Consider the following 26,954-nt stretch of genomic DNA (forward strand, 5'->3'; position numbering starts at 1 on the left):
TCAGAGAAAAACCTTATGTCCGATACCAAACCAGTCCAGAACAACAACGCCGGCCAGAAAGCCGCGAAGAAACCAGAGAGCAAGTACCCGGTCAATATGACCGATACCGCCTTCCCGATGCGCGGCGACCTCGCCAAGCGCGAGCCGGGCTGGGTCAAGCAGTGGCAAGAGAAAAAGATCTACCAGCGCATCCGCAAGGCCGCCGCCGGCCGTCCGAAGTTCATCCTGCACGACGGCCCTCCGTACGCAAACGGCGACATCCACCTGGGCCACGCCGTCAACAAGATCCTCAAGGACATGGTCGTGAAATCGCGCACCATGGCCGGCTTCGACGCGCCCTATGTGCCGGGCTGGGACTGCCACGGCATGCCGATCGAGATCCAGATCGAAAAACTGTACGGCAAGAACCTGCCGACGGCCGAGGTGCTGCAAAAGGCCCGCGCCTACGCGCTCGAGCAGATCGACCGCCAGCGCGCCGGCTTCATCCGCCTGGGCGTGCTGGGCGAATGGGAAAACCCCTACATGACCATGGCCTACGGTAACGAGGCCGACGAGCTGCGCGCCCTCGGCAAGCTGCTGGAAAAAGGCTACGTCTATCGCGGCCTGAAGCCCGTGAACTGGTGCTTCGACTGCGGCTCGGCCCTGGCCGAGGCGGAAGTCGAATACCAGGACAAGCGCGACCCGGCGATCGACGTCGGCTTCCCGTTTGCCGAACCGGAAAAGGTCGCCGCTGCCTTCGGCCTGCCTTCACTGCCGACCACCAATGGCTTCATCGTGATCTGGACCACCACCCCGTGGACCATCCCGTCGAACCAGGCGCTGAACGCCAACCCGGAAGTCACCTACGCACTGGTCCAGGCCGAGCGCGACGGCCAGCCGCTCCTGCTGATCCTGGCGCAAGACCTGGTCGAAGCCACCCTGCAGCGCTACAAGCTTGAGGGCAGCGTGATCGCCACCGCCCCGGGCGCCAGCTTGGCGGGCCTCCGCTTCAAGCACCCGCTGCATGCGCAAGACGCGTTCTACGACCGCACGTCGCCGGTCTACCTGGCCGACTACGTCACGGTCGACAGCGGCACCGGCGTGGTCCACTCCGCGCCCGCCTACGGCCTGGAAGACTTCCAGTCCTGCAAGGCCCACGGCATGAAGGACGACGACATCCTGAAACCCGTGATGGGCGACGGCCGCTTCGCCTCGACCCTGCCGCTGTTCGGCGGCCTCACCATCTGGGAAGCCAGCAAGCCGATCTGCGAAGCCCTGCGCGCCGCCGGCGCCCTGTTCGAACTGAAGATGTTCGACCACAGCTACATGCACTGCTGGCGCCACAAGACCCCGATCGTCTACCGCGCCACCAGCCAGTGGTTCGCCGGCATGGACGTCACCCCGAAAGACGGCGGCGCCACCCTGCGTGAAACGGCGCTTGCCGGCATCGCCGAAACCCAGTTCTTCCCCGACTGGGGCCAGGCGCGCCTGCAGGGCATGATCGCCAACCGTCCGGACTGGACCCTGTCGCGCCAGCGCCAGTGGGGCGTGCCGATGGCCTTCTTCATCCACAAGGAAACCGGCGAGCTGCACCCGCGCACCCCGGAACTGCTGGAGCAGGTCGCCAGGCTGATCGAGGAAAAAGGCATCGAGGCCTGGCAGCAGCTGGACGTTGCCGACCTGCTCGGCGCCGATGCGGCGAACTACGAGAAGAACAAGGACACGCTGGACGTCTGGTTCGACTCCGGCTCGACCCACCAGACCGTGCTGCGCGGCTCGCACGCCGAGCAGTCCGCCTTCCCGGCCGACCTCTACCTGGAAGGTTCGGACCAGCACCGCGGCTGGTTCCACTCCTCGCTGCTGACCTCCTCGATGCTCAACGGCCGCCCGCCCTACAAGGCGCTGCTGACCCACGGCTTCACCGTCGACGAGAACGGCAAGAAGATGTCGAAGTCGCTGGGTAACACGCTGGCGCCGCAGAAGATCTCGGATACGCTGGGCGCCGACATCCTGCGCCTGTGGGTGGCCTCGACCGACTACACGGGCGAGCTGTCGATCGGCGAAGAGATCCTCAAGCGCGTCACCGAATCGTATCGCCGCATCCGCAACACCCTGCGCTTCCTGCTGGCGAACACCTCGGACTTCGATCCGGCCAAGCACGCCGTGAAGGTGGAAGAGCTGTTCGAGATCGACCGCTACGCCCTGGCCGAGACCGCGAAGCTGCAGCAGGATATCGCCGCGCACTTCGAGCGCTACGAGTTCCACCCGGTGGTCGCCCGCCTGCAGAACTTCTGCTCGGAAGACCTGGGCGGCTTCTACCTCGACATCCTGAAGGACCGCCTGTACACCACCGGCGTCGATTCGCCGGCCCGCCGCTCGGCCCAGACCGCGCTGTGGCACATCGCGCACAGCCTGCTGCGCGTGATGGCGCCGATCCTCTCCTTCACCGCCGAGGAAGCCTGGGCCGTGTTCGCGGGCCAGCAGGCTTTCCAGGAGTCGGACGAGACCATCTTCACCCAGACGCTGTGGACCTTCCCGGCGATCGCGGACGCCGACGCCCTGCTGGCCAAGTATGCGGCCCTGCGCGAAGTGCGCGCCGACGTCACCAAGCAGCTGGAAGAAGTGCGCGCCTCGGGCGCCATCGGCTCCTCGCTGCAGGCGGAGCTGGCGATCAAGGCGGCCGGCGACAAGTACGCGCTGCTGGCCAGCCTGGACGACGACCTGAAGTTCGTCTTCATCACGTCAACGGCCAGCGTCGAGCAGGTCGGCGACGCGGCGAACGAAGCGGTGGCCGTGACCCCGTCGGAAGCGGAAAAGTGCGAGCGCTGCTGGCACTACCGCCGCGACGTCGGCCACGACCATGCGCATCCCGGCCTGTGCGGCCGCTGCACCAGCAACCTGTTCGGCAACGGCGAAGCACGCCGCTTCGCCTGATACCGAACTGAGCCTCTTGCGGGGCGCCACCGCCCTGCCGCGCCTGACGTAGAAGCGCGGCAGGGCGGTCACTACCAACCTGATCATGGCCACCAAAACCAAAAAAGCTTCGCCGGGCGCCAAGCCCGTCTACAAAAATTCTTCCGCCAGCCTGCTGCCGTGGTTCGGCATCGCCCTGGTGGTGATCCTGCTCGACCAGGTCACCAAGCTCACCGTCGAGCGCACCTTCGCCTACGGCGAGACGGTGCCGCTGACCGGCTTCTTCAACCTGATCAAGGTCTACAACCCGGGCGCGGCCTTCAGCTTCCTGGGCGACGCCGGCGGCTGGCAGCGCTACTTCTTCACCGGCATCGCGATCGCGGCCGTCGGCTTCATCCTCTACCTGATGAAGAAGCACGCCAGCCAGCGCCTGTTCTGCTTCGCCCTCGCCCTGATCATGGGCGGCGCCATCGGCAACGTGATCGACCGCCTGGCCTACGGCCACGTGATCGACTTCCTCGATTTTTACTTGGCCGGCGTCGGCCACTTCCCGGCCTTTAACATCGCCGACATCGGCATCTCGGTCGGCGCCTTCCTGTTCATCGTCGACGAGCTGCGGCGCGTGAACAAGTCCTGAACACGCTGGAGGATTGACGAGCATGGATCTCAAGGACAAGAAGATCGTCCTCGGCCTGACCGGGGGCGTGGCCTGCTACAAGGCGGCGGAACTATGCCGCGCCCTGGTCAAGCGGGGCGCGAAGGTCCAGGTCGTGATGAGCGAAGCGGCCACCCACTTCATCGGCACGGTCACCATGCAGGCCCTGTCCGGCCAGCCGGTCTATACGGACCAGTGGGACGCGCGCATGGCCAACAGTATGGCCCACATCGACCTCACGCGCGACGCCGACGCCATCCTGATCGCGCCCTGCTCGGCCGACTTCATGCGCAAGCTCGCCCACGGTGCGGCCGACGACCTGCTCTCGACCCTGTGCACGGCGCGCCCGCGCCGCGTGCCGCTGCATGTGGCGCCGGCGATGAACGTCGAGATGTGGGAAAACCCGGCCACCCAGCGCAACGTGAAGCAGCTGCTGGAAGACGGCATTTGCCTGTTCGGCCCCGCGGCGGGCTCGCAGGCCTGCGGCGAGACGGGCCTGGGCCGCATGCTGGAAGCGGACGAGCTGGTCGAGGAACTGGTGGCCTCCTTCCAGCACAAGGTGCTGGCCGGACGCCGCGTCCTGATCACGGCCGGCCCTACTTTCGAGCCGATCGACCCGGTGCGCGGCATCACCAATCTTTCGTCGGGCAAGATGGGCTATGCGGTGGCGCGCGCCGCGCGCGAGGCGGGCGCCGAAGTGACGCTGGTTTCCGGCCCCACCGCCCTGCCGACCCCGCACGGCGTGCGCCGCATCGACGTCCTGACGGCCCAGCAGATGCACGACGTGGTCATGGCCGGCATCGAGGGCCAGCACGTCTTCATCGGCGTGGCGGCAGTCGCCGACTGGCGCGTGGCCAATGCCAGCGACCAGAAGATCAAGAAGGCCGAGGGTGGCGGCGCGCCGCAGCTGGAGTTCGTGCAGAACGCCGACATCCTGGCCACCGTCGCCGCCACCACCACGCTGTCGGGCTGGCCCTATTGCGTGGGTTTCGCCGCCGAATCCGAGAACCTGATGGCCTATGGCGCCGCCAAGCGCGAGAAAAAAGGCATCCCCCTGTTGGTGGGCAATATCGGCCCCCAGACCTTCGGGCAGGATGAGAACACCATCATCCTCTTCGACGAGACCGGCCATACCGTGCTTCCCCGCGCCGACAAGCTGACGCTGGCCCGCCAGCTGGTTTCCGAAATCGCGAAGCGCCTGGAACGGCGCTCGCTGCTGACTTAAGAAAAACATGAAGAACATCGACCTCAAGATCCTCGACGCGCGCATGCAGGAGCTGCTGCCCGCCTACGGCACGCCCGGCAGCGCGGGCCTGGATCTGCGCGCCTGCATCGACGCGCCCCTCACCATCGAGCCGGGCCAGACAGTGCTGGTGCCGACCGGCCTGGCCATCCACATCGCCGACCCGGGCTATGCGGCCATGATCCTTCCGCGCAGTGGGCTCGGCCATAAGAACGGCATCGTTCTCGGCAATCTGGTAGGCTTGATCGACTCCGACTACCAGGGCCAGCTCATGGTCTCGACCTGGAACCGCAGCCACACGACCTTCACGCTGCAGCCGATGGACCGGCTCGCCCAGCTCGTGATCGTGCCGGTACTGCAGGTGGGCTTCAACGTGGTGGAGGAGTTCGCATCGAGCGAACGGGGCGCCGGAGGGTTCGGCAGCACCGGCAAACAATAACAAAGCGATCAAGGAGGAACATGAGCCGTATTCATTTGCGTCAGGCTGCGATAGGCATCGCCACCGCCGTCCTGCTGTCGGCCTGCGCCACGCAAGGCCCCATGCGACCGGGCCAGCCGCTCCCGCCGGGGCTGGCGGCGCCGGAAGTACCGCAAGTGACGCCGGAGATGACGGCGGCAGCCGAAACCCTCACCCGGATGGCTACCTTGCAGGACCGCCTGTACAAGGTCTCCGCCCCCCTCCTGATCGACAATGCGGAACTGTGCACGCGCCATGCGCGCAACCTGCTCGGCTTCACCGCCAAGAACCGCTACACCTATCCGGGCCAGTACAACGACGCCGCCCACGCCGTGCTCGGCATGGGCGAGCGCCTGCAGGTGACCAATGTATTGAACGGCAGCGGCGCCGCCAAGGCCGGCCTGCGCCAGGGCGACGAACTGGTCGCGGCCGCCGGCACGCCCCTGCCCACCGGCCCCGATGCGCTGTCCAAGGTCGGCGCCGTCTTCGGCCCCATCGTCACGAAACAGGCCTCGCTGCCCCTGACCATCGCCCGCAATGGCCGCGAACGCGACCTCACCGTGCCGGTCACCCGCGCCTGCGCCTTCGCCATCGAGCTGGGCAACGCCGATAACGTCAACGCCTATGCCGACGGCTCGCGTATCATGGTCACGCGCGGCATGATGGGCTTCGTGCAGAACGACGACGAGCTGGCCTATGTGGTCGCACACACGATGGCGCACAATATGCTCGGCCACGCCGCCAACCAGCGCAACGCGGCCACCATCGGCAGCGTCATCGACAACCTGACCCGCATCGCGCCGGACACCTCGATGCTGATCGGCAGCAGCGGCATCAAGGCCATGCCGCAGTCGCTGGACGTCGCGGCCGACCGCCTGGCGATCTATCTGCTGGCGCGCGCCGACTACCGCATCGAGAACGCCGGCGCATTCTGGAAGCGCTTCGCCGCCACTTATCCGGCGACTGTGCTCAACGGGCATACGGCAAACCATCCCGCGCTGGCGCAGCGCACGGCCGCCATCGACAAGGCCGTGGCCGAAGTGAAGTCCAAGAAGTCGGGCAACAAGCCTCTGACACCGTAGGGGTAGATCGGTCCACTGGACCGATCTGCCCCTACGGTCCGACGCTTCTGCCATGTTTTTTGTATCATTGTCCATCCCCGCCACCTGCGTAACTCCCATGGACAGCATCGACCTCGACGTATTGAAGACCTGTGACGCCTGGCTCGCCGCCGGGCGGCGCTGCCAGCTGGTCACGGTCATCAAGACCTGGGGCTCGAGCCCACGCCCGATCGGCGCCACGCTCGGCGTCTGCGAAGACGGCAGCGTGGTCGGTTCCGTGTCGGGCGGCTGCATCGAGGATGACCTGATCGCGCGGGTGCGCGCGGGCGGCGTCGCCCTCGCCCGGCCCGAGATCGTCAGCTACGGCATCAGCGCCGACGAGGCGCACCGCTTCGGCCTGCCCTGCGGCGGCACCATCGAACTCGCCATCGAACCGCTCACGCCGGACAGCCGCATCCGCGAACTGCTGGACCGCCTCGCCGCCGGCGAACTGGTCGAGCGCCGTGTCGCCCTGAGCACCGGCGCGGTCGCGCTGAACCCTGCCTCCGCGGGCGCCGTCGTGCAGGTCGAAGATGGCGTCCTCACCACCCTTCACGGCCCACGCTGGCGCCTGTTCATCATCGGCGCCGGTCCCCTGTCGCGCTTCCTGGCCCAGGTGGCGAGCGGCATGGACTACCGCGTCGTCGTCTGCGACCCGCGCGAGGAATACCGCAGTGGCTGGAACCTGGAAGGCGTGGAGCTGGTGCACGCGATGCCGGACGACCTCGTGATCGAGGCGCGCCTCGATGCCCGCAGCGCGGTGGTGGCCCTCACCCACGATCCCAAGCTGGACGACCTGGCGCTGATGGAAGCACTGAAGTCCGATGCCTTCTATGTCGGCGCGATCGGCTCGCGCCTGAACAACGAGAAGCGGCGCGAACGCCTGAAACTGTTCGACCTGACCGAGGCGCAGCTGGCGCGCCTGCATGGCCCGATCGGCATCTACATCGGCAGCAAGACGCCCGCCGAGATCGCGATCTCGATCATGGCCGAGATGACAGCCGTGAAGAACGGCGTGCCGGCGAATCTGCTGGTGCCGCATGCCGCCGCGCCGCAGCCGGCCACCATGCAAGCCTGCTCCGTCCTCGCGGCCTGAATTCCAGGCAATTCCAAAGCAAGATTCGGATGGCGTAGCCCAAGCCGCGCTATCATGATTGTCTTTTTGTCCTTGCCCGTCCCGTCAACACCGCGCATGAATACCGTTAATATGCTGCGCCTCGTGGCGCTGGCCGCCATCTGGGGCGGCTCCTTTCTCTTCATGCGCATCGCCGCACCCGTACTCGGGCCGGCGGTGCTGATCGAGTACCGGGTGCTGTTCGCGGCCCTGTTCCTGGCGGGCGTCGCCTGGGTCATGGGGCGCCGCGGAAAAGGCGCGCCGCTCGACCTGCGCCACAACTGGAAGCACTACCTGATGCTGGGCTTCTTCAACTCGGCCCTGCCCTTCCTGCTGTTCGCCTTCGCCGCACGGACCCTGTCCGCCTCCGTGCTGTCGGTGCTGAACGCCACCGCGCCCATGTTCGGCGCGCTGGTGGGCGCCGTGTGGGCGCGCCAGAAAGTCTCCGGCCGCGCGGCCCTGGGCCTGGTGCTGGGCACCGTGGGCGTGAGCCTGCTGGTGGGCTTCGACCACGTCTCCGAACGACCCGGCGCGGCGATCGCGATCGCTGCTGCCCTGGTCGCCGCCTTTTGCTACAGCATCGCCAGCCAATATGCGAAGTCCGCCAAGGCGGTGGCGCCTTTCGCCAACGCGCACGGCTCGATGTGGGCCGCGACCATCTGCACCATCCCGGCCCTGGCCTTCTTCCCCTCGCCGGGCGAACCGACCGTGGGCATCATGGCCGCCGTGCTCGCGCTCGGCGTGCTGTGCAGCGGCATCGCCTACATCCTCTACTTCAAGCTGATCGAGGAAGTCGGCACCACCTCGGCGCTGACGGTGACGTTCCTGAACCCGATGTTCGGCATTCTGTGGGGCGCGATCTTCCTGCACGAGGTGATCGGCTGGCATACGCTGCTCGGCTCGGCCATCGTGCTGGTGGGTACTGCCCTGGTGACGGGCTTCGTGCCGTCCTTCATGCGCTCCCCGGCCGCCGCAGAGGGCAGGTAATGCGGAGCGAACTGCGCCTGGCCCTGCCGGCCGGCTACCGCACCCAGGACGTGCTGGCCTTTCACGGCCGCGATGCGGAAGGGCTGGCGGAACAGGTCAGCCCGACCGGCTTGCGCAAGGGCGTGCTGCTGGGTGGCGTGCCGGTCGTGCTCGAGGTGGCATTCGGGGCCGACGCGGCGCGCTGCACGGTCGATGCCGATGGCGACGTCGCGCAGGTGCTGCCCGCGGCACGCGATGCCCTGTTGAATATCCTCGGCCTGCGCATCGACCCGGCCGCCTTTGCCGCCTTCGTGTGCGACGATCCGGTGCTCGGTCCGGTGGTGGCGCGCCAGCCCGGCCTGCGCATCGTGCAATCGGCGACGATTTTCGAAGCGTTGACCTGGGCCATCATCGGCCAGCAGATCAACCTGCCCTTCGCCATCTCGCTGCGCCGCACCTTCATTGGGCTGGCCGGCCGTCCGCATGCGAGCGGCCTGTGGTGCTATCCGGAAGCGCAGGACGTGGCGCGACTCACGCTGGAAGACCTGACCTCCCGCAAGTTCTCGCGCGCGAAGGCCGAGACCCTGCTGCGCTTTGCCGGGCTGGTGGCCGACGGCGAGGTCGCGCTCGACCGCGATCGTCCGGTCGGGGAAGCCGTGGAGGAGCTGCTCGCCATCAAGGGCATCGGCCCCTGGACCGTCAACTACGCCCTGCTGCGCGGCTACGGCTACCCGGACTGCTCGCTGGAGGGCGACGTCGCGATCCGCACCGCCTTCCACCGCTTGCTCGGCGGCGAGGAACGTCCCGGCATCGCGGCGACGGAAAAGCTGCTGGCGCGCTACGCGCCCCATCGCACGATGGCGGCGGCCTACCTGTGGGCCAGCCTGGCCGATAGCCCGTCCTAGAGGCCCTTGCGCGGCACGCGCCGACAGGTGGCCGCCCAGAACAGCAAGGCCAGGAGGCTGATGCCCGCGCCGAGGCCGCACACGCCGATCCATCCTGCGCGCGCGTGGACCATGGTCGCGCCGATGGCGCCCGCGCCGCTGCCGACCGCATAGAACAGCATGTAGGCGCCGACGAGGCAGCTATGGGCCTCCGCGCCGGAGCGGAAGATCATGCCCTGGTTCGTCACATGGATGGCCTGCCCTCCCGCGTCGAGCAGCACGATGCCGGCGACGAGCATCCAGAGCGACAGCGTCATCATCGACAGGGGAAGCCAGGCCAGCAGGAGCAGCAGCAAGGCCAGCAGGCTGGTCTGCCGCTCGAGCCCCCGGTCGGCGAGCCGCCCTGCGCCCGTCGCCACCAGGGCACCCAGGGCGCCGACCAGGCCGAAGGCGCCGATCATGGAATGGGAATACTGGTAAGGCGGTGCGCTCAGCACCAGGACCAGGGCACTCCAGAAGACATTGAATGCAGCGAACATCAGTAAAGCAAGGGTGCCGCGGATCTGGAGTGTGCGATGCCGGCGCACGAGCACGAACATCGACAGCAGCAGGCTTGGGTAAGGGATGCCGGGCTGGGCAACAGGAAGCCGCGGCAGGCGCTTCGCGATCGGGAAGGCGAGCAGGATCATCGCCGCCGCGGCGCCGAGGTAGACGCTGCGCCAGCCGGACACGTCCGAGATCGTGCCCGCCACCACGCGCGCCAGAAGCAGACCGAGGAAGACGCCACCCTGGGTGGCGCCGACCGCCCGCCCGCGCTCGCTTGGCGCCGAGGCGCTGGCGGCGTACGCGATCAGGCCCTGCGTCATGGCCGTGCCGAGCAATCCGGTGAGCAGCATGCCCGCCATCAGCATGACGGCCGATTGTGCGAAACCCACGAGCAGCAGGGCCCCGACCAGCAGCACCATCTGCACCAGCATGAGCTTGCGGCGCTCGACCAGGTCTCCCAGCGGCACCAGCAGCAGGAGCGCCAGGGCGCAACCGAGCTGCGTGGCCGTCAGCACGCTGCCGATGGCGGCATGGGAGATCGAGAAGTCGGAGGCCAGGCGGTCGAGCAAGGCTTGGGCGTAGTACACGTTCGCGACGCTCATGCCCGCCGCGAGCGCAAACAGGAAAAGGGCGCCGCGCGACAAGGCAGGCTCGATGCCACACGTTTTCTTGGCGGACGCGGCAGGAGTAATGGACGACATGCTTCCTCCTTCAACTGGTTTTAAATTGAAACCAGTTGAAGGATAGGTGACGTGGTTTTAAAATGCAACCACTATCTTGGCAATATCAGGCAAGCCCATGACAAAGCCCGCACACACCAGCAATGAACCCTGCCCCGTCGCCCGGGCCAGCAGCCTGATCGGGGACCGATGGACACTGCTCATCGTGCGCGACGCCTTCGACGGCGTGCGCCGGTTCAGCGATTTCCAGCGCAGCCTGGGCGTGGCAAGGAATATCCTCTCGGACCGCTTGCGCCGCCTGGTCGACGCGGGGATTCTTGCCGTCCAGCCAGCCAGGGAAGGCGGCGCCTACCAGGAGTACGTCCTCACCGAGGCTGGGGAAGACCTGTTTCCCCTCGTGCTGGCGCTGCGCCAGTGGGGCGAGCGCCAGCTGTTCTCGCCGGGCGAGGCGCACTCGGAACTCATCGAGACGGCAACTGGCGAGCCGGTCGCCCCCATGCTGCCGCGCGCCCGGGACGGCAAGGTGCTCATGGCGCATGACGCCACGGTGCGCAAGCTGGCCTGATCATCGGCGGCCGACGAGCTCCCGGATGTAGGCGTCGATCGTGACTTTCCCGCGGATCGGATCGTCGGGAAGATCCAGGCTGTCGACAGTCACCTCGGTCATGCGTGCGTATTCCTCGGCAGCGGCTTCTGAAAACCCGAGCGAGCGAAAGGTACTCGCCCACTGCGCACGGGTCACCACCGCCAGCTCGACCTCGCGCCGCAAGGCCCTGGCCAACGCCGCGGCGACGTCGCTCGGGGCATAGCGCGCCGGTCCTTAGACGTAGGCGACGCCCGTATCGTCGGGCCCGGACAGCAGCCGGCGTGCGGCAGCCTCGCCGAGGTCGCGCGGCGCTACCATCGGGACGCGCATATCCCCGGGAAAGAACGAGACCAGCATACCGCTGCGGCGCACCTCGTCCAGCTGGCCATCCCAGTTGCTCATGTAGGCTGCGAGCGCCCACGCATGAATTCCAGGATGGCCAACAGCCTTTGGCTTCGTGTCACGGGGAGTCGCTTTCGAAGGAAGGTTCGGCATGCACAGCAAGATCGTCGTGACGAATCATACTTCGCTGTGTTGCCCGATGCAGCACGCCCTCGATTGCCTCTCCTTCAGCAAATGCCCCTTCCTCTCCCGTTGCCGATTAATTCCACCTCGGCAAGTCATCGAACTGCTGCGCCCCCTCACCCGAAAACCTTATCAGCTCAGGCAAGGGCACCGTGGCAAGATTATCGCGGCCGTAATGCCCGCCGAGGGCACTCGGAATCTTGAGGCAATACTTGCGATCGTCCGTGAGCGGCCCCAGCGTCAGCTCCGCCAGCTTCACGACCTCGGGCATATACCAGTCGTTCAGGAAATCCTGGTTGTAGGCCAGCGCGTCGAAGGCGTCCCGGCTGTTGGCCACCGGCTCGCAGCACAGGTCTTGCGGGCGCAGACGCCAGAAGCGGCCTTCGTCGTCGCGGATGATGAGATTGCCGAATGCATTGGCCCCGAGGACTTCGACCGCGTTCAAACCGGACCAGCCCCAGGCCTCGTTGATGTCGTCTACGTTGATCATGTCTTGTCCCTTTGCATTGCCGGCGGCAAGGGAAGCCCATGCGCCGGCTCTCACGTGTTGGACCGAACTGAAGCAGCAAGATTGCAGGCAGACGCACGGGGCTTGCGCTGCGTCGAGCTCGACGATGTAAAGAGAAAATGGAAGGCAGAAAATGAAAAGCCGCTGATGTCATCGACATCAACACACCATGGTGTCAGGTCTGACATTCGGACACAAGCTCAACCGTAGCACGGCGCAACTGCTGTGCTCGTGTCCAGATGTCAGACCTGACACCCGGGTTTGATACGGAAAATGTGAGACAGGAAATGAAAAAGCCGCTGATGTCAGCGACATCAACGGCTTCGAATCTGGTTGCGGGGACAGGATTTGAACCTGTGACCTTCGGGTTATGAGCCCGACGAGCTGCCAGACTGCTCCACCCCGCGTCTGATGGAATGAATTATACGCCGAACCAGCGCATTAGGCAAATGCAATGCTCTCCGTTTGTGCGATTGCAGCACAACATGGCTCATCCATAACAGGACGCCACAGCGGAGCCGCGCCGCGCCGACGGCATGGCGCGGCCGATTCAGTGTAAAGTAAGCACAATCTCAACCTGCCGCTGACCTATGAAATTCTGTTCCGAGTGCGCCCATCCCGTCGCCCTGGCAATTCCCGAAGGCGACAACCGGCCGCGCTATGTCTGCCCGCACTGCCACACCATCCATTACCAGAATCCGAAGCTGGTGATCGGCTCGATCCCCGTCTGGGAACAGGACGGCAAGCTGCAGGTGCTGCTGTGCAAGCGCGCGATCGAGCCGCGCTACGGATACTGGACCTTGCCGGCGGGCTTCATGGAGAACGAAGAAACCACCGAGCAGGCGGCGCTGCGCGAGACCGAGGAAGAAGCCGGCGCCAACGTCGAACTGGGCAAGCTCTTCACCCTGCTCAACGTCGCCCACGTGCACCAGGTCCACCTGTTCTACCTCGCGCGCCTGCGCGACCTGGACTTCGCGCCGGGCGAGGAAAGCCTGGAAGTCGCGCTCTACACCCAGGACGAGATTCCGTGGGACGAACTCGCCTTCCCGACCGTGCGCACCACGCTGGAACTCTTTTTCGAGGACCGCGTCAAAGTGCGCGAAGGCGGCAGCTATGGTTTCCACAGCCGCGACATCGTGCGCCCGATGCAGGCGCCGCGCGAACCCGACTGATCCAGCGAGGGCCGCATGATTCCCTGGCTCGAGCCGACAACGCCCTTCCCCGACGTGTCCGAAGCGCTGACGATCGATGCGCCGGGCCTGCTCGCGGCCGGCGCCGACCTCTCGCCGCAGCGCCTGCTGCTCGCCTACCAGAACGGCATCTTCCCCTGGTTTTCGGAAGGCCAGCCCATCCTCTGGTGGAGCACCGACCCGCGCATGGTGCTGGAGACCAGCCAGTTCAAGGTCAGCGACAGCCTCAAGAAAACCCTGCGCAAGGTCGAGCGCAGCAGGATCGAGGGTGGTCCGTGGGACGTCCGCTTCGACAGCGCTTTCGAGAAGGTGATGCGCGCCTGCGCCGCGCCGCGCAAGGACGGCCCCGGCACCTGGATCTCGGAAGACATCATCGACGGCTACACCGGCCTGCACGCCATGGGCTATGCCCACTCGGCCGAGGTCTGGCTGGACGGCGAACTGGTCGGCGGCGCCTACGGCGTCTGCATCGGCCGCATGTTCTACGGCGAATCGATGTTCGCGCGCGCGACGGACGCATCCAAGGTGGCGCTGGCCTACCTGGTGTCCTTCCTGCGCCGCAATGGTGTCAGGATGATCGACTGCCAGCAGGAGACCGGCCACCTGGCCTCGCTTGGCGCCGCGCCGATCCCGCGCAGCGCCTTCCTCGCCCACCTGCGGGAAGCCATCCGCGAGCCCGCCATCACCCGCTGGGAAGTCGCGCCACCGTTGCTTGACTAACGGTGCGCGGGCAGGTTTTCGCTAGAATAGGTCCATCACGTCGTCTCGAGAGCTTTTTGCATGACGCACCTTAATGACCTGCCCTTCGCCACGCTGCAGTTCTACACCACCGCGCCCTACCCGTGCAGCTACCTCGACGCACGCCAGGCCCGCTCGCAGGTGGCGACGCCCTCGCACCTCATCAATGCCGACGTGTATTCCGAACTGGTGCGCAACGGCTTTCGCCGCAGCGGCATCTTCACCTATCGCCCCTACTGCGACGGCTGCCAGGCCTGCATCCCGGTGCGCGTCAAATGCGAGGACTTCACGCCCAACCGCACCCAGCGCCGCGCCTGGAAGCGCCACGGCAACCTGGTCGCCATGGTGGCCAACCTCGCGTTCTCGGACGAGCACTACGCCCTCTATCTGCGCTACCAGACCACCCGCCACGTCGGCGGCGGCATGGACCAGGACAGCCGCGACCAGTACGCCCAGTTCCTGCTGCAGAGCCGCGTGAACACCCGCCTGGTCGAGTTCCGCGAGCCCGACGGCACCCTGCGCATGGTGTCCATCATCGACGTGCTGTCGGACGGGCTGTCCTCGGTCTACACCTTCTTCGACCCGGACGTCGAGGGCGCCTCCTTCGGCACCTACAACGTGATGTGGCAGGTGAACCAGGCGCGCGAGCTGGGCCTGAGCTACGTGTATCTCGGCTACTGGATCGAGCAGAGTCCGAAGATGGCCTACAAGATCAACTTCCGCCCGCTGGAAGCGCGCATCGGCGGCCGCTGGGGCGTGCTGGAGCGCTGAAGTAGAATGGCGGGAGTCATTACTACGAGTCCCCCATGTCCGACAAGCTCCTGTACTCCCTCGCCCGCCCGATCCTGTTCTCGCTCGACGCCGAAAAAGCCCACAATCTCGCGCTGCCGCTGCTGCGCCGCGCCGCCGCGCTCGGCCTGACCGGTCTCGCCCAGAAGCCGGCGCCGGACCCGCGCACCGTCATGGGCATCACCTTCCCGAACCCGGTCGGCCTGGCCGCCGGCCTGGACAAGGATGGCGCCTACATCGACGGCCTGGCCTCGCTCGGCTTCGGTTCGATCGAGATCGGCACCGTCACGCCTCGCCCCCAGGGCGGCAATCCGAAGCCGCGCATCTTCCGCCTGCCGCAGGCGCAGGGCATCATCAACCGCATGGGTTTCAACAACGGCGGCGTCGACGCCTTTGTCGCCAATGTGCAGGCCTCGCGCTTCTACCAGGACAAGCAGGGCGTGCTCGGCCTGAACATCGGCAAGAACGCCGACACCCCGATCGAGCGCGCGGCCGACGACTACCTGCACTGCCTGCGCAAGGTCTACCCCTATGCCAGCTACGTCACCGTCAACATCTCCTCGCCGAACACCAAGAACCTGCGCCAGCTGCAGGGCGAGTCCGAGCTCGACGCCCTGCTCGCGCAGCTCAAGGAAGAGCAGCTGCGCCTGGCGGACCAGCACAAGCGCTACGTGCCCGTGGCGCTGAAGATCGCTCCGGACATCGACGGCGACCAGGTGCGCAATATCGCCGGCGCCCTGCTGCGCCACAAGATCGACGGCGTGATCGCCACCAACACCACGCTCAGCCGCACTGCCGTGCAGGGCATGCAGCACGGCGACGAAGCGGGCGGACTGTCGGGCGCGCCGGTGTTCGAGCTGTCGAACACGGTGATCCGTCTGCTCAAGGCCGAACTGGGCGACGCGCTGCCGATCATCGGCGTGGGCGGCATCATGCGCGGCGAGGATGCGCGCGCCAAGATCGACGCCGGCGCCCAGCTGGTGCAGCTCTATACGGGCTTCATCTACGCCGGCCCCGCCCTGGTGCGCGACTGCGCCGCAGCTTTGCGCCGATAATGGCGGCAGGAGACTCCGCATGGAATGCAAGCAGCTTGGATTGACCGATCTGATGGTGTCAAAGGTCTGCCTCGGCACCATGACCTTCGGCGAGCAAAACACGGAAGAAGAGGCGCACAGCCAGCTCGACTACGCATTCGAGCGCGGCATCAACTTCATCGACACCGCCGAGATGTATCCGGTGATGGCGCGCGCCGAGACGCAGGGGTCGACCGAGCGCTTCATCGGCAGCTGGCTCAGGAAGACCGGGCGGCGCCGCGACGTGATCCTGGCCACCAAGATCGCCGGCCCGAACGTGAACATGCCCTGGATCCGCGGCGCCAACCACTGCCTGGATGCGACCAATGTGCGCGCCGCCGTCGAGGACAGCCTGCGCCGCCTGCACACCGACTACATCGACCTCTACCAGATCCACTGGCCGAGCCGCAACCTGCCGATCTTCGGCGCCAACAGCTTCAATCCCCAGGCCGAGCGCCCCGCGGTGCCGATCGAGGAAACCCTGGGCGCGCTCAGCGAGATGGTGCAGGCGGGGACCATCCGCTACGTCGGCGTGTCGAACGAAAGCGCCTGGGGCGTCTGCGAGTACATCAAGCAGGCGGAGATGCACGGCCTGCCGCGCATCGCCACCGTGCAGAACCTGTACAACCTGACGGCCCGCGCTTTCGAGACGAGCCTGATGGACGAGGCCTGCTACCGCGAGGGCGTGAGCCTGCTGGCCTACAGTCCCCTCGCCTTCGGCCAGCTCACGGCGAAATACCTGGACAATCCGCAGGCGCGCGGGCGGCTGACGATCTTCCCGCAGAACTGGAGTCCGCGCTATGTCCGGCCGGCGGTGCTGGCGGCCACCGCGGAATATGCGGCGCTGGCGCGGGAGAATGGAATGAGCCCGGCGCAGATGGCGCTGGCCTGGTGCTACTCGCGCTGGTTCGTGGGTTCGACCATCATCGGGGCCACCAAGCTGGAGCAGCTGAAGGAGAACATCGATGCGGCGGACCTGGTGCTGCCAGCGGAGGTGGTGGCCGGGATCGATGCGATTCACGCGAAGTACACGAATCCGGGGCAGTAGATCGTAGGGTGGGCGGTCCTCCGCCCACCCTACGAAACCCTTACTCGACGGCCTGCAATGCCTTCTCGATATCCGAGCGCGTGTAACCCTGGGCGAAACGCTCGATGAAGTGATAGGCATAGGCGCGCAGGTAGGAGCCCTTGCGCACCGCGAGGCGCGTCACGTTCGGCGCGAACAGGTGCGACGCCTCGATCGCCCGCATCCCCTTGTCCCGGCCATGGTCGAAAGCCATCGAGGCCACGATCCCCACGCCCATGCCCAGCGCCACGTACTGCTTGATGACGTCCGAGTCCATCGCGGTCAGCACGATGTCCGGCGCCAGGCCGGCTTCGCGGAAGGCGGCGTCGATGTGGCTGCGGCCGGTGAAGCCGACGTCGTAAGTGATGAGCGGGTACTCGGCCAGGTCTTCCAGGCGCAGCGGCGAGCCGGAAGAAAAAATCGGGTGCCCTTCCGGCGCCACGATCAGGTGGCTCCAGCGGTAGCAGGGGAAGGAAACCAGGTCCGGGAAGGCCGACAGGCCTTCGGTGGCGATGCCGATGTCGGCCTTGCCCGACAGGACCCATTCCGCGATGTGCTCGGGGGCGCTCTGCTGCAGGGCGATGCGCACCTCGGGGTAGGCGTTGCGGAAGGATTGCACCACCTGCGGCAGCGCATAGCGGGCCTGGGTGTGGGTGACGGCGACGGTCAGGGTGCCGCTGTCCTGGGCCGCGAATTCGGCGCTGGCCTGCTGCAGGTTCTCGGCCTCGACCAGCAGGCGCTCGACGATCTTGAGGATGCCCTTGCCCGGCGGCGTCAGGCCGGTCAGGCGCTTGCCGTTGCGCTCGAAAATCACGACCCCGAGCTCGTCCTCGAGCTCGCGGATCTGGCGCGAGACGCCCGGCTGCGAGGTGAACAAGGCATTGGCGACCTCGGTCAGGTTGAAGTCGCGCCGTGCGGCTTCGCGCACGGAGCGCAGCTGCTGAAAATTCATATTCCCTCTCCTGCATCCACGAAGACTTCGATCCGGCGTGGCTTGACGACCAGGGTGTCGCCCTCGACGAAGCCGTGGCGGGCAAACAGTTCGTTCGGCATCACCGCCTCGATGAGCTGCTGGTTGTCGGCGCGCTCCAGGTCGAGCTGGGCCAGCGGGCCGATCGCGTGGGCGCGGCGCAGCTTGGCCACCACGCCTTCGGCGCCCGGCGTGTAGCGCTCGACATCCAGGTCGTGCGGACGCACATAGCCGATGCCCTGGCCGTCGCGCGCACCCGCCGCCTGGAACTTCACGTCGCCGCTGGCCAGCACGCCTTCCTGCACACGGCCGTGGAAGAGATTGACGTTGCCGAGGAAGCCGTACACGAAGGGCGAAGCCGGCTGGTTGTACACCTCGCTCGGGGAACCGAGCTGCTCGATGCGGCCCTTGTTCATCAGGACCACCTGGTCGGCCACTTCGAGCGCCTCTTCCTGGTCGTGGGTCACGAAGATCGAGGTCACGTGGAGTTCGTCGTGCAGGCGGCGCAGCCAGCGGCGCAGTTCCTTGCGCACCTTGGCGTCCAGGGCGCCGAAGGGTTCGTCCAGCAGCAGCACGCGCGGCTCCACGGCCAGGGCGCGCGCCAGGGCGATGCGCTGGCGCTGGCCGCCGGACAGCTGCGGCGGATAGCGGTCGGCGATCCAGTCGAGCTGCACGAGCTCCAGCAACTGCTTCACCTTGTCGCGGATCTGGGCTTCGGACGGGCGCTCCTTGCGCGGCTTCACGCGCAAACCGAAGGCGACGTTCTCGAACACCGTCATGTGCTTGAACAGGGCATAGTGCTGGAACACGAAGCCGACCTGGCGCTCGCGCACGTGGCGGTGCGAGGCGTCTTCGCCGTCGAGCAGCACGGCGCCCGAGTCGGGATGTTCGAGGCCCGCGATCACGCGCAGCAGGGTCGTCTTGCCGCAGCCGGATGGCCCCAGCAAGGCGGTCAGCTGGCCGTCGGGGAACTTGAGCGAAACATCGTCGAGCGCAGTGAACTGGCCGAACTGTTTGCGGATGTGCTGGACTTCGATCGTCATTCTGCGTGCTCCAAATTGCGTGCGTCCGCGCTGCGTGCCTGGTGCAGACGCCATTCGACAAAACTCTTCACCGCGAGCGTCACCAGCGCCAGCAATGCCAGCAGCGACGCCACCGCGAAGGCAGCCGTAAAGTTGTATTCGTTGTAGAGGATCTCGACGTGCAGCGGCATCGTGTTGGTCTCGCCGCGGATGTGGCCCGACACCACCGAGACGGCGCCGAACTCGCCCATCGCGCGGGCATTGCACAGGATGACGCCGTAGAGCAGGCCCCACTTGATGTTCGGGATCGTCACGCGCCAGAAGGTCGACCAGCCCGAGGCGCCCAGCACCAGCGCCGCTTCTTCCTCTTCGGTGCCCTGCTGCTGCATCAGCGGAATCAGCTCGCGCGCAACAAACGGGAAGGTGATGAAGACGGTCGCCAGCACAATCCCCGGCACGGCAAACAGAATCTTGATGTCGTGCTCGGCCAGCCAGTCGCCGAACCAGCCCTGGGCGCCGAACAGCAGCACGTAGATCAGGCCCGCGATCACGGGCGAGACCGAGAACGGCAGGTCGATCAGGGTCAGGAGAAAACTCTTGCCACGGAATTCGAACTTGGCGATGGCCCAGGCGGCGGCCACGCCGAACACGAGGTTCAAGGGCACCGAGATGGCGGCCGCGATCAGCGTGAGCTTGATGGCCGATATCGCATCCGGGTCGCGGATCGATTCGAGGTAGACGTCCCAGCCCTTCTTGAGCGCCTCGGTGAAGACGGCGGCCAGGGGCACGAAGAGGAACAGCGTCAGGAAAGCCAGCGCCACCGCGATCAGGGCGTAGCGCACCCAGTCCGGCTCCAGCACATTGGTCTTCGGCCGGCGCGCCGGGGCTGCCGCCCTGGGCGCCACCTTGAGGTTGTCGAGGACTGCGCTCATTTTTTGCCCGCCCGCTTGCGTGTCCATGCCTGCAGCAGGTTAATCGTCAGCAGCAGGATGAAGGAGATGATCAGCATGACCACCGCGATCGCCGTGGCGCCTGCGTAGTCGTACTGCTCGAGTTTGGTGATGATGAAGAGCGGCGTGATCTCGGAGACCATCGGCAGGTTGCCGGCGATGAAGATCACGGAACCGTATTCGCCGGTGGCGCGGGCGAAGGCCAGCGCGAAGCCGGTGAGCAGGGCCGGCACGATCGAGGGCAGTACCACGCGCCGGAAGGTCTGCAGCGGCGAGGCGCCCAGGCTGGCGGCGGCTTCTTCGAGTTCGCGCTCGGCCTCCTCCAGCACCGGCTGCACCGTGCGCACCACGAAAGGCAGGCCGATGAAGGTCAGCGCGATCAGCACGCCCAGCGGGGTGAAGGCCACCTTGATGCCGACCTTGGCGAGCTGTTCGCCGATCAGGCCGTTGTGCGAATACAGGGCGGTCAGGGTGATGCCGGCCACCGCAGTGGGCAGGGCGAAAGGCAGGTCGACCAGGGCGTCGATGATGCGCTTGCCGGGGAAGGTGTAGCGCACCAGCACCCAGGCCACGATGCCGCCGAAGATCACGTTGATGAAGGCGGCCAGCAGCGAGGCGCCGAAGGTGAGCCGGTAGGAAGCGACCACGCGCTCGGAGGTGACGGCGGTCCAGAAGGCATCCCAGCTCATCGTGAAGGTCTTCAGGAAGACCGCCGAGAGCGGGATCAGGACGATCAACGCCAGGTAGAAAATCGTGAAGCCGAGGGAGATGCCGAAGCCGGGTATTACTCGGCCTGGAGATTTCCGCTGCGGCAAGGAAAGCGAGGTCATGGAGGCCCTTATTACAAATCCTTCTAACAGGCCTTCATAATCTCACGCAGGGCTTATATTACAAACGACGCATTCCTCATTTGCATAGACAGATCAGCTATTAGCTGCTGAACAATCACCACACCAGCTTGGCGGCGACGCCGGTCAGGGTCATGGCCAGCAAGCCGCGCAGCACGCGTTCCGGCACCTTGCGCGCCGCCATGGCGCCCAGGGTGATGCCAGGCACCGAGCCGATGAGCAGGGTCAGCAGCAGCATCCAGTCGATCGAACCCAGCCACCAGTGCCCGATGGCCGCGATCGCGGTGAGCGGCACGGCGTAGGCGATGTCGGTGCCCGCCACCTCGGCCGGCGTGAGGCGTGGATAGAGCAGGACCAGCAGGGTAGCGCCGATCGCGCCCGCGCCGATCGAGGACACGGTGACCAGCACGCCCAGCACGGCGCCCGAGAGAATAGTGGCGGCGGCCAGCGCCCTGCCCTGCAGCTGGCGTTCGGGATGGGTATTGATCCAGGCCAGCATGCGCGCGCGCAGCAGCAGCGCGACGACGGTCAGCATGACGGAGACGGCGATGGAATAGCGGATGACTTGCCCGATGTGCTGGTCGAGCGTGCCGAAATGGTTCAGGGCCAGGGTCGCCAGCAGGGCGGCCGGCAAGGCGCCCAGGCAGAGGCGGCCGACGATGGCCCACTGCACGGTGCGGTTGAAACGGTGGGTGATGGTGCCGACGCTCTTGGTGATCGAGGCGAAGGCCAGGTCGGTGCCGACCGCGACGGAAGGAGAAACGCCGAACATCAGGGTGAGCAGCGGCGTCATGAGCGAACCGCCGCCGACGCCGGTCATACCGACCAGCAACCCTACCGCGAAACCTGCAATGATATACGTCGTCGACATCCACTTACCCTCATGTTGAGCCACAGGGTAAGGGGACTCGGCAGTGAAGCAAACAACAGGATTCTTATTTGCTTATGCAGAGAGCGCCAGACGGCATGGCCGTCCGGCGCGCAGCGTGATTACTTGTTTGGCTGAGGCGTCAGGCGCAGGTAGGGACGCGGCGAGGTGTAGCCCTTCGGATACTTCTGCTCGATCACGGCCGGATCCTGCACGGTCAGCGGGATGATGACGTCGTCGCCATCCTTCCAGTTGCCCGGGGTCGCGACGGTGTAGCCGTCGGTCAGTTGCAGGGCGTCGATGACGCGCAGCACCTCGTCGAAGTTGCGGCCAGTGCTCATCGGGTAGGTAATGATCAGACGCACTTTCTTGGCCGGATCGATGATGAACAGCGAACGCACGGTGGCGGTGGCCGAAGCTTCCGGGTGGATCATGTCGTACAGATTGGACACCGTCTTGTCGGCGTCGGCGATGATCGGGAAGCCGACCACGGTCTGCTGGGTTTCCTCGATGTCCTTGATCCAGTCGCGGTGCTTGTCGGCTGGATCGACCGACAGGGCGATGGCCTTGACGTTGCGCTTGTCGAATTCCGGTTTCAGCTTGGCGGTCAGGCCCAGCTCGGTGGTGCAGACCGGCGTGAAGTCGGCCGGGTGCGAGAACAGCACCACCCAGGAATCGCCCGCCCACTCGTGGAAGCGGATCTTGCCGATGCTGGATTCCTGTTCGAAATCGGGCGCGGTATCGCCGAGGCGTAAGGTCATGTCATTTCTCCGTTTTTGGGGGAACAGCTTAAGGTGGACAGCGTTGCTTCAGGCCCTAGTCTAAGTGGACATGGGGATGAATCAAACGACAGCTTTCTTATTTGCTTGTACTGCCAGTGCATGAGCTACATGAAGCGGTTGTACAGCACCACGAGCCAGGTCGCCAGCGCCAGCAGCAGGGCCAGGGCGACGGCGGCGCTGCCCATGTCCTTGGCGACCTTGGACAGGGGATGACGGTCGAGAGAAATACGGTCGACGATGGCTTCGATGGCCGAGTTGACGATCTCGACGATCAGCACCAGCACCAGGACGCCGACCAGCACCAGCTTCTGGAAACTGGACACCGGCAACAGGAGGGCGACGATGGTGGCGATCGCGATCACCACCACCTCCTGGCGGAAGGCGGCTTCGCTGCGCCAGGCCCAGGACAGCCCGTCCCAGGTATTGCGGCAGGCCGCCAACAGGCGCGCGATGCCGCGCTTGGTCTTGAATTCGCTGATCGGATGTTCCATGGTGGTTCGATATCATTGCCGGACTGTCATTATGCCCCGCCCTTGGCGGCTTGCACACCGTAGCCCATCGGTTTGCGCTTGCGTTTCACATCATGGTATAAAGGTGTGAATACTGCACCGCACCAACCACATCATGAAAATGGAAACCCTTGAAGCGGCCCCGGGTTCTGCCCCGGCCAAGACCTCGATCCAGGTGATCGAGCGCATGATGGCGCTGCTCGACGCCCTGGCCAACTATTCCGACCCCGTGAGCCTGAAGGAACTGTCGAAGGTTTCCGGCCTGCACCCGTCGACCGCGCACCGCATCCTGAACGACATGGTCGTCACGCGCTTCGTCGACCGCGTCGAGCCGGGCACCTACCGCCTCGGCATGCGCCTGCTGGAACTGGGCAATGTGGTGAAAAGCCGGCTGTCGGTGCGCGAAGCGGCGCTCGACTTCATGCGCGCCCTGCACAAGAAAACCCAGCAGACCGTCAACCTGTCGGTGCGCCAGGGCGACGAGATCGTCTACATCGACCGCGCCTACTCCGAGCGCTCCGGCATGCAGGTGGTGCGCGCCATCGGCGGCCGCGCGCCGCTGCACCTGACCTCGACCGGCAAGCTGTTCCTGTCGATCGACGATGCGAAGACCATCCGCGCCTACGCCACCCGCACGGGTCTCGCCGGCCACAACAAGAATTCGATCACGGATCTCGCACGCTTCGAGCGCGAGCTGAGCCTGGTGCGCGCACGCGGCTACGCGCGCGACAACGAAGAGCTGGAACTGGGCGTGCGCTGCATGGCCGCCGGCATTTTCGACGACAGCGGCAAGCTGGTGGCCGGCCTGTCGATCTCGGCCCCGGCCGACCGCCTGCAGGAAGAATGGCTGGAAGACCTGGTGCAGACGGCGTCCAGCATCTCGGCGACGCTGGGCTACCGCCCGGCTCCCGCCATCTGAAGCCCACCACTACCCTGAATGCCTGCGTAGCGGGACTAAGGTGATTCAGTGCAGCGCCGGAGCGGGCGCGGCCGCGCTGAAGGCGCCCATTGCCGGCGCGTTCACGCTTTCGCCCAGGGTACCAGGCGCCAGCACGTCGAGCTTGCCCGGGGCCAGCGCCTCGAGGAAGCGGCGCACCCGGCCCGCGTCGGCGGTGCGCGACATTTTCCCCTTCGAATCCAGGAAGACCATGATCACGTTGCGGCCATGGATGGCCGCCTGCATTACCAGGCAGCGCCCCGCTTCGTTGATGAAGCCGGTCTTCTGCAGGCCGATGTTCCAGTCAGGCAGCGCGACCAGGTAATTCGTGTTCGCATAACGCATCGGGCGCCCGCTTGCCTTGACCACCGAGTTCGGCGTGGTCGAGTATTCGCGCAGCAGCGGCTCGCCGTGGGCGCTGGCGACCAGGCGCGCCAGGTCGCGTGCGCTCGACACATTGCGGCTCGACAGGCCGCTCGAATCGACGTAGTGGGTGTCCTTCATGCCCAACTCGGCAGCCTTGGCGTTCATGGCGGCGACAAAGGCGTCGATGCCGCCAGGATAGTTGCGGCCCAGTGCCGAAGCGGCGCGGTTTTCCGAACTCATCAGGGCGATATGCAGCAATTCGCGGCGCGTCATGCGCGTGCCCACCGGCAGGCGCGAGCTCGAGTACTTGTGGCGGTCGACGTCGGCGTCGGTGATGCGCAGCACTTCGTCCAGATCCTGCCTGGCCTGCACCACGACGAGCCCGGTCATGAGCTTGGTGATCGAGGCGATCGGCAGGGCGACGCTGGCATTCTTCTCGAACAGCACTTCCGAACTGTTCTGGTCCAGCACGAAAGCGACGTTGGAGCGCAGCGAAAGCGGGTCGGTGGTGCGGCGCAGGCCGGCGACGTCGCCCAGGCTGCGCGGGTCGATGGCGGCGGCGCCCGCTGCGCGGCGCACGACGTGGTAACTCACCTTGCGTTTGCCACGCACCAATTCCACGCGGCGCACCATGCGCTGGCGGTTGTCGTCGGCGATGGCGTGGGCCAGGTCCTTGCGGCTGGCGCGCGCGGCCTTCTTCTTGCGCACGGTCTTCTTGGCGCTGCCGCGCTTCTGTTTTTTCTTGACGGCCTCGCTCTTGCTGGCGCCTGCGCCGGCCCCTGCCCCCGCGGCATGCACGGGCTGGAAGGCAAACAACAGCGAAACGACGGCGGCCAATGCAAGTTTGAACATCTGAAAACCCTTCGGCACAAACTGATGAGGTACGAAAGCAGTGTAGCCGAACGACGTGCTATCGCAAGCAAAACGTAAATTCCGTGCGGCAACAATGCAAAATACAACAGCGCTTGTCTTGCATTATTCCAGAAAGCGGGCGAATCCTTGCGCCGCTTCGCGCTCCGTAACCAGGGTGTTTTCGATGCGCTGCGGATCGGCCCATCCCAGGGCCATGCCGCACACGACCATCTCGTTCGCCGGCAGTTGCAGCTCCTCGGCAATGACGCGGTGGTATTGCGTGAAGGCGGCCTGGGGGCAGGTGTCGAGCCCGCGGGCACGGGCGGCCACCATGATGTTCTGCAGGAACATGCCGTAGTCGAGCCAGGAGCCCTGCTCCATGATGCGGTCGATCGTGAAGATCAGGCCGACCGGGGCGTCGAAGAAGCGGTAGTTGCGCGCGTGCTGGGCCGCCATGCCGGCCTTGTTGTCGCGCGTCAGGCCCAGCAGGGAATACAGGTCCCAGCCCACCTTGCGGCGCCGGTCGACGTAGGGCGAGATCCATTCGCGCGGATAGTAGGCGTATTCCTCGGTATGCTCCTTCGCCTGCTGGGGGTCGGCATTCACCTGCCCAATAGCATCGACCAGCCGCTCGCGCGCCTTGCCCGTCAACACGTAGACCTTCCACGGCTGGGTGTTGGTGCCCGAGGGCGCACGGGCCGCCACGTCGAGGATGCGTTCGATGTCTTCACGCGCGACTTCGCGGTCGAGGAAGGCGCGGATCGAACGGCGCGAGGTGATCGCCGCGTCGACGGCTTCCTGCTGGGGGCTGGTGATCATTGGGGGTCTCCTTGTTTTTTGACGACGAATGCCACGCCGAGTACCGCCACCGCCATGCCGGCCAGGGCCAGCGGGCTGAAAGCCTCGCCGAACAGGAGCCAGGCCATGATGGCGGTGGTGGGCGGGGTCAGGTAGAGCAGGCTCGTGACCTCGGTGGCCTGGCTGCGGCGGATCAGGGTGAACAGTAAAAAGATGGCGCCGATCGATAGCGCGAAGATCGACCACAGCCAGGCAACGATGAAGTCCCTGCTCCAGCTCACGCTGGAAAATGCCGGGTCCAGGCCTTCGAACCATACCGCCAGCGGCAGCAGGACCACGACGGTGGCGCCGAACTGGATCACGGTGCCGGTGCGCAGGTCGAAGGACGGGCACCAGCGCTTCTGGTACATGGTGCCGGCGGTAATACAAACTAGCGCGAACACGCACAGCAGGATACCGGCGGCGCTCAAGCCGGCCAGGTGCAGCTTGGCGTACACCACCAGCGCGACGCCCGACAGGCCGAGCACCAGCCCGAGCCACTGGCGCGACCGCACCCTTTCGCCGATCATGGGCGCGCAGGCGGCCGTGAGGATGGGCTGCATGCCGACGATCAGTGCGGTCAATCCCGCCGGCATGCCGAGCTTGATCGCGGCCCAGACGCCGCCCAGGTAGCCGGCCTGCAGCAGCAGGCCCGCCACCGCCACGTGCAGGATCTGCCCGCGCGGCCAGGGGGCGCGGAACAGCAGCACCATCGGCAGCAGCACGGCGAGCGCGCCGAGACAGCGCAGGATCAGGAAGGTCAGCGGCGGCGCATAAGGCAGGCCGAGCTTGGCGACGATGAAGCCGGTGCTCCACAGGAAGACGAAGAACAGCGGCACCGGCGACAGCCAGGAGCTTGAGGAGGCTGGATGGGCGGGAGAAGAGGTGCCGTGCGACATGGGCAAGATGCTGCACAGCAGCTTGATGAAAACACAAGGGCCTAGTCTAGCACGGTGCGATGGCCCTCGTCCGGGAGCCCGGCAGGCCACAATTTCTTGCGT

At 66.0% G+C, this 26,954-nt stretch carries 29 protein-coding genes and 1 tRNA gene; 15 read left to right on the forward strand and 15 right to left on the reverse strand.

Going from position 1 to position 26,954, the window contains the following annotated elements; genetic code table 11:
- Positions 1 to 15: 15 nt before the first annotated feature.
- From ileS to ACQ7JA_RS21450, 8 genes are all read left to right on the forward strand, one after another.
- Positions 16 to 2,913, forward strand: a complete 2,898-nt coding sequence (ileS, locus tag ACQ7JA_RS21415) for an isoleucine--tRNA ligase (RefSeq protein WP_430901498.1) — start codon at positions 16 to 18, stop codon at positions 2,911 to 2,913.
- 85 nt (positions 2,914 to 2,998) lie between these two features.
- Positions 2,999 to 3,529: a signal peptidase II gene (gene lspA, locus ACQ7JA_RS21420; RefSeq protein WP_430901500.1), complete on the forward strand. Its 531-nt coding sequence runs from the start codon at positions 2,999 to 3,001 to the stop codon at positions 3,527 to 3,529.
- 22 nt (positions 3,530 to 3,551) lie between these two features.
- Positions 3,552 to 4,772, forward strand: a complete 1,221-nt coding sequence (gene coaBC / locus ACQ7JA_RS21425; RefSeq protein WP_430901502.1) for a bifunctional phosphopantothenoylcysteine decarboxylase/phosphopantothenate--cysteine ligase CoaBC — start codon at positions 3,552 to 3,554, stop codon at positions 4,770 to 4,772.
- A gap of 7 nt (positions 4,773 to 4,779) precedes the next feature.
- On the forward strand, positions 4,780 to 5,229 hold the full coding sequence (gene dut, locus ACQ7JA_RS21430; protein ID WP_430901504.1) for a dUTP diphosphatase: 450 nt from the start codon (positions 4,780 to 4,782) through the stop codon (positions 5,227 to 5,229).
- 20 nt (positions 5,230 to 5,249) lie between these two features.
- Entirely contained in the window at positions 5,250 to 6,329 is a 1,080-nt protein-coding gene (locus ACQ7JA_RS21435; protein ID WP_430901506.1) for a M48 family metalloprotease, read from the forward strand.
- Positions 6,330 to 6,426: 97 nt separating this feature from the next.
- Positions 6,427 to 7,443, forward strand: a complete 1,017-nt coding sequence (locus ACQ7JA_RS21440; RefSeq protein ID WP_430901508.1) for an XdhC family protein — start codon at positions 6,427 to 6,429, stop codon at positions 7,441 to 7,443.
- A 96-nt stretch (positions 7,444 to 7,539) separates the two neighbouring features.
- Positions 7,540 to 8,448 carry a DMT family transporter gene (locus ACQ7JA_RS21445; protein ID WP_430901510.1) on the forward strand — a complete coding sequence of 303 codons (909 nt, stop codon included), beginning with the start codon at positions 7,540 to 7,542 and terminating at the stop codon, positions 8,446 to 8,448.
- On the forward strand, positions 8,448 to 9,332 hold the full coding sequence (locus tag ACQ7JA_RS21450) for a DNA-3-methyladenine glycosylase family protein (protein WP_430901512.1): 885 nt from the start codon (positions 8,448 to 8,450) through the stop codon (positions 9,330 to 9,332). Before ACQ7JA_RS21445 ends, ACQ7JA_RS21450 begins: the two co-directional genes overlap by 1 nt.
- Here ACQ7JA_RS21450 and ACQ7JA_RS21455 read toward each other — a convergent pair.
- A complete protein-coding gene (locus tag ACQ7JA_RS21455) occupies positions 9,329 to 10,558 on the reverse strand; it encodes an MFS transporter (protein WP_430901514.1) in 1,230 nt (409 codons plus the stop codon). The two genes, ACQ7JA_RS21450 and ACQ7JA_RS21455, sit on opposite strands and share 4 nt — an antisense overlap.
- A gap of 97 nt (positions 10,559 to 10,655) precedes the next feature.
- Here ACQ7JA_RS21455 and ACQ7JA_RS21460 point away from each other — a divergent pair, with 97 nt between their 5' ends.
- Positions 10,656 to 11,102 (forward strand): winged helix-turn-helix transcriptional regulator, encoded by a 447-nt coding sequence (locus tag ACQ7JA_RS21460; protein WP_430901516.1) that lies wholly within the window; start codon positions 10,656 to 10,658, stop codon positions 11,100 to 11,102.
- Here ACQ7JA_RS21460 and ACQ7JA_RS21465 read toward each other — a convergent pair whose 3' ends face one another.
- The 4 genes from ACQ7JA_RS21465 to ACQ7JA_RS21480 all read right to left on the reverse strand — a co-directional run bounded on the left by ACQ7JA_RS21465 (position 11,103) and on the right by ACQ7JA_RS21480 (position 12,563).
- The gene (locus ACQ7JA_RS21465; protein ID WP_430901518.1) at positions 11,103 to 11,306 is read right to left on the reverse strand and encodes a hypothetical protein; all 204 of its coding nucleotides are present in this window, start codon (positions 11,304 to 11,306) and stop codon (positions 11,103 to 11,105) included.
- A 51-nt stretch (positions 11,307 to 11,357) separates the two neighbouring features.
- On the reverse strand, positions 11,358 to 11,525 hold the full coding sequence (locus ACQ7JA_RS21470; protein WP_430901523.1) for a hypothetical protein: 168 nt from the start codon (positions 11,523 to 11,525) through the stop codon (positions 11,358 to 11,360).
- A 199-nt stretch (positions 11,526 to 11,724) separates the two neighbouring features.
- A complete protein-coding gene (locus ACQ7JA_RS21475) occupies positions 11,725 to 12,138 on the reverse strand; it encodes a DUF1851 domain-containing protein (protein WP_258826248.1) in 414 nt (137 codons plus the stop codon).
- A gap of 348 nt (positions 12,139 to 12,486) precedes the next feature.
- Positions 12,487 to 12,563: transfer RNA gene (locus tag ACQ7JA_RS21480), tRNA-Met, on the reverse strand.
- A gap of 183 nt (positions 12,564 to 12,746) precedes the next feature.
- Between ACQ7JA_RS21480 and ACQ7JA_RS21485 the strand changes: the two genes are divergently transcribed.
- The 5 genes from ACQ7JA_RS21485 to ACQ7JA_RS21505 are packed head-to-tail and all read left to right on the forward strand — an operon-like array spanning position 12,747 to position 16,994.
- Positions 12,747 to 13,328, forward strand: a complete 582-nt coding sequence (locus ACQ7JA_RS21485; RefSeq protein ID WP_430901540.1) for an NUDIX hydrolase — start codon at positions 12,747 to 12,749, stop codon at positions 13,326 to 13,328.
- Positions 13,329 to 13,343: 15 nt separating this feature from the next.
- Entirely contained in the window at positions 13,344 to 14,066 is a 723-nt protein-coding gene (gene aat, locus ACQ7JA_RS21490) for a leucyl/phenylalanyl-tRNA--protein transferase (RefSeq protein ID WP_430901542.1), read from the forward strand.
- Positions 14,067 to 14,126: 60 nt separating this feature from the next.
- A complete protein-coding gene (locus ACQ7JA_RS21495) occupies positions 14,127 to 14,855 on the forward strand; it encodes an arginyltransferase (RefSeq protein ID WP_430901544.1) in 729 nt (242 codons plus the stop codon).
- A 35-nt stretch (positions 14,856 to 14,890) separates the two neighbouring features.
- Complete coding sequence (locus ACQ7JA_RS21500) at positions 14,891 to 15,928, forward strand: quinone-dependent dihydroorotate dehydrogenase (protein WP_430901546.1); 1,038 nt, start codon at positions 14,891 to 14,893, stop codon at positions 15,926 to 15,928.
- Positions 15,929 to 15,947: 19 nt separating this feature from the next.
- Positions 15,948 to 16,994: an aldo/keto reductase gene (locus ACQ7JA_RS21505; RefSeq protein WP_430901548.1), complete on the forward strand. Its 1,047-nt coding sequence runs from the start codon at positions 15,948 to 15,950 to the stop codon at positions 16,992 to 16,994.
- A gap of 40 nt (positions 16,995 to 17,034) precedes the next feature.
- On the opposite strand, the gene ACQ7JA_RS21510 is transcribed toward ACQ7JA_RS21505, so the two are convergent.
- The 7 genes from ACQ7JA_RS21510 to ACQ7JA_RS21540 all read right to left on the reverse strand — a co-directional run bounded on the left by ACQ7JA_RS21510 (position 17,035) and on the right by ACQ7JA_RS21540 (position 22,943).
- Positions 17,035 to 17,964 carry a CysB family HTH-type transcriptional regulator gene (locus tag ACQ7JA_RS21510; protein ID WP_430901550.1) on the reverse strand — a complete coding sequence of 310 codons (930 nt, stop codon included), beginning with the start codon at positions 17,962 to 17,964 and terminating at the stop codon, positions 17,035 to 17,037.
- Entirely contained in the window at positions 17,961 to 19,025 is a 1,065-nt protein-coding gene (locus ACQ7JA_RS21515; protein WP_430901552.1) for a sulfate/molybdate ABC transporter ATP-binding protein, read from the reverse strand. The genes ACQ7JA_RS21510 and ACQ7JA_RS21515 overlap by 4 nt, the downstream gene beginning before the upstream one ends.
- Positions 19,022 to 19,936 carry a sulfate ABC transporter permease subunit CysW gene (gene cysW / locus ACQ7JA_RS21520; RefSeq protein ID WP_430901554.1) on the reverse strand — a complete coding sequence of 305 codons (915 nt, stop codon included), beginning with the start codon at positions 19,934 to 19,936 and terminating at the stop codon, positions 19,022 to 19,024. Before cysW ends, ACQ7JA_RS21515 begins: the two co-directional genes overlap by 4 nt.
- A complete protein-coding gene (gene cysT / locus ACQ7JA_RS21525) occupies positions 19,933 to 20,784 on the reverse strand; it encodes a sulfate ABC transporter permease subunit CysT (RefSeq protein ID WP_430901556.1) in 852 nt (283 codons plus the stop codon). Before cysT ends, cysW begins: the two co-directional genes overlap by 4 nt.
- Positions 20,785 to 20,899: 115 nt before the next feature.
- A complete protein-coding gene (locus tag ACQ7JA_RS21530; protein ID WP_430901558.1) occupies positions 20,900 to 21,673 on the reverse strand; it encodes a sulfite exporter TauE/SafE family protein in 774 nt (257 codons plus the stop codon).
- A 119-nt stretch (positions 21,674 to 21,792) separates the two neighbouring features.
- The gene (locus tag ACQ7JA_RS21535) at positions 21,793 to 22,431 is read right to left on the reverse strand and encodes a peroxiredoxin (RefSeq protein WP_231056851.1); all 639 of its coding nucleotides are present in this window, start codon (positions 22,429 to 22,431) and stop codon (positions 21,793 to 21,795) included.
- A 125-nt stretch (positions 22,432 to 22,556) separates the two neighbouring features.
- Complete coding sequence (locus tag ACQ7JA_RS21540) at positions 22,557 to 22,943, reverse strand: diacylglycerol kinase (protein WP_430901560.1); 387 nt, start codon at positions 22,941 to 22,943, stop codon at positions 22,557 to 22,559.
- A gap of 133 nt (positions 22,944 to 23,076) precedes the next feature.
- Between ACQ7JA_RS21540 and ACQ7JA_RS21545 the strand changes: the two genes are divergently transcribed.
- Positions 23,077 to 23,880 (forward strand): IclR family transcriptional regulator, encoded by an 804-nt coding sequence (locus ACQ7JA_RS21545; protein ID WP_430901562.1) that lies wholly within the window; start codon positions 23,077 to 23,079, stop codon positions 23,878 to 23,880.
- A gap of 45 nt (positions 23,881 to 23,925) precedes the next feature.
- On the opposite strand, the gene ACQ7JA_RS21550 is transcribed toward ACQ7JA_RS21545, so the two are convergent.
- The 3 genes from ACQ7JA_RS21550 to ACQ7JA_RS21560 all read right to left on the reverse strand — a co-directional run bounded on the left by ACQ7JA_RS21550 (position 23,926) and on the right by ACQ7JA_RS21560 (position 26,852).
- Positions 23,926 to 25,116, reverse strand: a complete 1,191-nt coding sequence (locus ACQ7JA_RS21550; protein ID WP_430901564.1) for a serine hydrolase — start codon at positions 25,114 to 25,116, stop codon at positions 23,926 to 23,928.
- Between the two features lie 123 nt (positions 25,117 to 25,239).
- Entirely contained in the window at positions 25,240 to 25,935 is a 696-nt protein-coding gene (locus tag ACQ7JA_RS21555; protein ID WP_430901566.1) for a nitroreductase, read from the reverse strand.
- Positions 25,932 to 26,852, reverse strand: coding sequence for a DMT family transporter (locus ACQ7JA_RS21560; RefSeq protein ID WP_430901568.1), 921 nt, complete (start codon positions 26,850 to 26,852; stop codon positions 25,932 to 25,934). The genes ACQ7JA_RS21555 and ACQ7JA_RS21560 overlap by 4 nt, the downstream gene beginning before the upstream one ends.
- Positions 26,853 to 26,954 lie beyond the last annotated feature (102 nt).

Source organism: Massilia sp. BKSP1R2A-1 (genome assembly GCF_050586525.1).
Classification (GTDB): domain Bacteria; phylum Pseudomonadota; class Gammaproteobacteria; order Burkholderiales; family Burkholderiaceae_D; genus Telluria.